The sequence below is a fragment of the Coleofasciculus sp. FACHB-712 genome (assembly GCF_014695635.1).
In the GTDB taxonomy this organism is placed as follows: Bacteria; Cyanobacteriota; Cyanobacteriia; order Cyanobacteriales; family FACHB-T130; genus FACHB-T130.
In genome coordinates this window covers 1-4,368 of sequence record NZ_JACJOQ010000130.1, presented here as the reverse complement: position 1 = coordinate 4,368, position 4,368 = coordinate 1, and the positions used below count along the sequence as shown (strand labels likewise).

The following is a 4,368-nucleotide window of genomic DNA, read 5'->3' as shown; positions in this document are numbered from 1 at the left end:
AGGGGAATTGATTTAACAACTAGATAGCCCAAAGGCGCGATCGCTGCCACGGTCATGCCAATCAGCAAGACCACCTTGCGACCGCGTCGATCTGCCAAACGCCCCAGCCACGAACGACACAGAACCAATCCGAGGGCAAATGACCCCATGACAATCCCAATCTGCTGCGTCGTGCCACCCACATCCTCGATATAGAGCGGCAGCGTCGGGAGCAAGGAAGCCATACTAGACCAAAATAATAGCCCAGCCGTAAATAAAACCAACAGATTGCGGCGACTGGGCGGCTCTAGCGTCCAAAAAACTTTCAAAGCTTAATTCCTTCTTACACTTTTAGCCTTCCCTTTGTTTACTATTGTTAACATTCCCCCCAACAACTTCCCTCACCCGATAGATTGGTCTGCCCTGAGACTCGTGATAAGTTCTCATTAACAATTCTGCGAGCAGTCCAAAAGAAAACAATTGCACACCCGTCACTAGCAGTACGACCGCCAGAATCAATAACGGGCGATCGCCAATGCTCTGACCGAAACCCACTTTTAAAATCGTTAAATACAGACCGAGCAGCGTCCCCAATGCCATTGCAATAATGCCAAACAGCCCAAAGACGTGCATGGGGCGGGTGAGGAACTTTTTCATAAAGTAGACGGTTAACAAGTCCATCACGACTCGGAATGTCCGCCCCAGCCCATACTTACTGCTTCCATAGCGGCGGGCATGATGCCCTACTGGTAGCTCAGTAATTCTTGCCCCCTCAATGAACGCCAAAGCTGGTAAAAATCGGTGCAATTCCCCATAAAGATTCATATCCGCCACCAATTCTGAGCGGTAGGCTTTTAGGGAACAACCGTAATCATGCAACTCTACACCCGTGACTCGCCCAATTAACCAGTTAGCGATTTTAGACGGAAGCAGACGAGTCAGGGCGGCGTCCTGTCGTTTCTCACGCCAGCCACTTACCAAGTCATAGCCTTCTTCTAACTTTGCCAGGAGCCGGGGAATATCCGCCGGGTCATTCTGCAAATCGCCATCCATTGTGATAATCACCTTGCCTCGCGCATAGTTAAACCCCGCAGACATTGCTGGAGTTTGACCGTAGTTTCGACGCAGAAGCACTGCTTTTAAGTTTTTGTGGGTTTGCACTAGAGATTTCAGCAATTCCGCTGAACCATCCTTGGAACCATCATCCACGCAAATAATTTCGTAGTTCAGATTCGTCTCAATTAAAGTGGTTGCGATCGCTTCAATTAGGTGGGGTAAACTTTCCACCTCGTTATAAACCGGCACTACTACAGAAATATCGGGGATCTCGTCAGCAGACATTTCGCTCTGCGTTACCAGTCTTTCAGGAATTAACACGATTGCCTCCCACCTTTTGGTGTCTTATTGTCGTTGTGGTTGATAACTGGCAACCACTCGCCCGCAAGAGCGCAGTTGCCGAAAATACGACTGACTAATCAAATCTCCCTGTTCCGAAAGGACATCAATTCCAATTCCGTTGCGACCCTGTTCTTGACCGGAACTATGGATATAACGTCCTTCTCCCAGGTATAAACCCACATGGGTTGTTCTATCTCCGATGCCAAAAAAGATTAAATCACCTGATTGTAGCTCTTGAATCGCAATTGATTGTGTAAATGCTTCCTGCTGATAGGAATCTCTCGGCAACCAAATCCCAGAGGCAGCAAAAGCGGCTTGCATCAGCCCGGAACAGTCATAATTTGGCTCTAATGTTCCGCCCCAGAGATAATAATTCGGCTGTTGCATCGCCGCTTGCATAAAGGCAATGACTTGGGGTATGCGATTTTGAATTTCTGCCGGGGAGATAGTATGAGCTTCGTAGGGCGTTTGTGCCTCCTCAATCTCTTTGAGGTCGTGAATTGCCACCCAGCCGGAATAGTCATCTTCACGCAGACAAACTTGGATAGACGATACATCTGTATTTGGCGACAAAATCCGCAAGTGACGCCCGATTGCTGCCTGAGTTGCCAAACGAGTACAACTGGGGGAATCATAGAGGTTTAGATTGACTCGACATTGGTACTCGCGGAATGAGTCATGGGTCATGGGTCAGTGGTTGTTGGTCAGTGGTACAAACTATTGAACAATTGACAACTGATAACTGACAACTGATAACAACTAATAAAAATGACATTTTTTCACAAAGACGCACAACTAGAAAAATTAGGCGATCGCATTTTAGAAGCAACTTGGGCAGAATTTCCGGGATTAGCCCGCAACCAAATTGCCTTAACCTGGGTAGTCTACGATCCCCCAGTGCCCGTCAATACTGGCGGTGCCCTTAGTTCAGAGGAATTCTGGAAATATCCAGTCCGGGGCTTTAGCTATCGCGGCGTCGAGCGAATCTTTCCTGCCAGCATCGTTAAACTGTTTTATCTGGTTGCTGTACAGGAGTGGTTGGAACAAGGAATGATCCAAACTTCCTCGGAGTTAGAGCGAGCCATCCGCGACATGATTATTGATTCCAGCAACGACGCCACCAGCTTAGTGCTGGATGTATTGACTGGCACTACTAGCGGTCCAGAGTTGCCGCCAGGGCCGTTTGAAACCTGGCAGTTGCAGCGCAATATCGTGAATCGCTACTTTCAATCCCTCGGTTGGACAGAGATGGAAACCATCAATGTCAATCAAAAACCTTGGGGTGACGGTCCCTATGGGCGAGAGCGGGCATTCTTAGGGGAGATGCGGGAAAACCGTAATATGGTGACGACCAATGCCACGGCGAGGCTCATACATAGCATTGTCGGAGGCGTTGCAGTTTCCTCCGGGCGATCGCAAGCAATGATGGGACTGATGAAACGCAGCCTCCATCCAGAAGACGATGAAGCCCCCGATGAGGAAAATCAGGTGCGGGGTTTCTTAGGTGGCGGACTGCCTCCAAATGCCCAATTGTGGTCTAAAGCCGGTTGGACAAGCCAAGTTCGCCACGACGCCGCTTATATCGAGCTACCATCACGGCACCCTTATTTGTTGATTGTGTTCACTGAAGGCAAAGCAAATAGTAAAAACAAAGCGATTCTCCCCTTTGTTTCCCAGCAAGTTGTCGCGGCAATGGACAGCCTTACCTAGTACAATCTGCGGTTACAGAGGCGAGCTTCATCAATCATGAAGAAACCCTTTTTTACAATAAAAAGGGTTTCTTCGTCATCAAAATCAAAATGAGCGATTGGTCGTATCCCAAGCCTTTATCAGAGAAATTGCGATCGCTGCTTTTGAGATAAAGCCTAGGAATCGGGAATAAAAATCTCTCTTATCACCCTCTGACCCTCTTTATTCCATTTCACCTGTCAACATCAATTATCGTCGAATACTAGCCACTTTCAGCGCATAATCCTTCCTTGGTGGGTAGCAAATTCTTTTAAAATTTCCTAAATTGACGACAGGGAAATATAATTTCCGAGAGAATAGGCAATTAAGGTTGGCTTTCGTAGATTTTTGAGGAAGTTTTTGAGGAGTGACCGTGAATACAATCTTTTCTAAGCGTGTTTCTTTCTTACTAGGTCTGACGGCACTGACAGTTTTCAGCGGTGGCTTGTCAGCTACAGCCCAGTCCACTGCCACAGTCATTGACCAAAAGACTCCTGCGGTCGTTGAGACTTCAGAACCTGCCGCATCTGAAGCGATCGCTGAGCCAACAGTAATGGGTATGCCAGTTGTCAAGTCGGCAGATGTCACACCGATTACCCAATCAACTGTTCCGGCTGCATCACAAGTCCCGGCTGCACCGCAAGCCCCGGTCTCAACACAATATAATCTGAGCCAACAGCCGGTCATTCTCTCTGAGTACCAAGATGCAACGCTGGTTGAAGAAAGCGCAAAGCCCGTGGCTTCAGAGCCTTCCTCCTTGGCAGCGGCTGATGATACTGCTACTACGCAACCATTTCCCGGCGTAACTACTTCTGCTGCCGCTCTCGCCGCACCACAGCAACCAACTGCTGAAACTCCAAACTTACCCAATGACTCTGAGGTTGCTCAAACCGATATCGAACTCGGTCGAACCACCCGTGCCGGTCGCAGCTACGTCGGGGTTGGCTTCAATATTGGTTTCGGGGGTGATAGTGCTTTGGGCGATGGTAGTTTCGCCGTGATCAGCAAAATTGGTCTAACCAATACGTTGTCTGTACGCCCTTCCGTGCTACTCGGTGACGATACGACCTTTCTGCTTCCAGTGACTTACGACTTTAACATCCGACAGTCAGATCCGTTTGAACCCGTCAGATTCGCCCCTTACGTGGGTGGCGGTGTCACGATTTCCACGGGTGATGACAGCGACATTGGTTTCCTGGTTACGGGTGGCGTCGATGTACCTTTGACACGGCAATTTACAGCAAATGCAGCTCTAAATATCGG

General features: G+C 48.7%; 5 protein-coding genes. 2 read left to right on the top strand and 3 right to left on the bottom strand.

The window, feature by feature from the left end:
- From H6F50_RS03285 to H6F50_RS03275, 3 genes are all read right to left on the bottom strand, one after another.
- Positions 1-308: MFS transporter (locus H6F50_RS03285; RefSeq protein ID WP_190426310.1), on the bottom strand; the 308-nt coding region annotated here is incomplete at its 3' end.
- Positions 309-330: 22 nt separating this feature from the next.
- Positions 331-1,320, bottom strand: a complete 990-nt coding sequence (locus tag H6F50_RS03280; RefSeq protein ID WP_190426314.1) for a glycosyltransferase family 2 protein — start codon at positions 1,318-1,320, stop codon at positions 331-333.
- 60 nt (positions 1,321-1,380) lie between these two features.
- Positions 1,381-2,064, bottom strand: coding sequence for a C40 family peptidase (locus H6F50_RS03275; protein WP_190426307.1), 684 nt, complete (start codon positions 2,062-2,064; stop codon positions 1,381-1,383).
- Positions 2,065-2,145: 81 nt separating this feature from the next.
- Between H6F50_RS03275 and H6F50_RS03270 the strand changes: the two genes are divergently transcribed.
- Complete coding sequence (locus tag H6F50_RS03270; RefSeq protein ID WP_190426304.1) at positions 2,146-3,087, top strand: serine hydrolase; 942 nt, start codon at positions 2,146-2,148, stop codon at positions 3,085-3,087.
- Positions 3,088-3,478: 391 nt separating this feature from the next.
- Positions 3,479-4,368, top strand: an 890-nt coding sequence (locus H6F50_RS03265) for a hypothetical protein (protein WP_190426302.1), incomplete at its 3' end; no start/stop codon positions are given.

Coding starts and splice junctions, on each gene's coding strand:
- H6F50_RS03280 (WP_190426314.1), bottom strand. CDS start 1,320: ATGTCTGCTGACGAGATCCCCGATATTTCTGTAGTAGTGCCGGTTTAT.
- H6F50_RS03275 (WP_190426307.1), bottom strand. CDS start 2,064: ATGACCCATGACTCATTCCGCGAGTACCAATGTCGAGTCAATCTAAAC.
- H6F50_RS03270 (WP_190426304.1), top strand. CDS start 2,146: ATGACATTTTTTCACAAAGACGCACAACTAGAAAAATTAGGCGATCGC.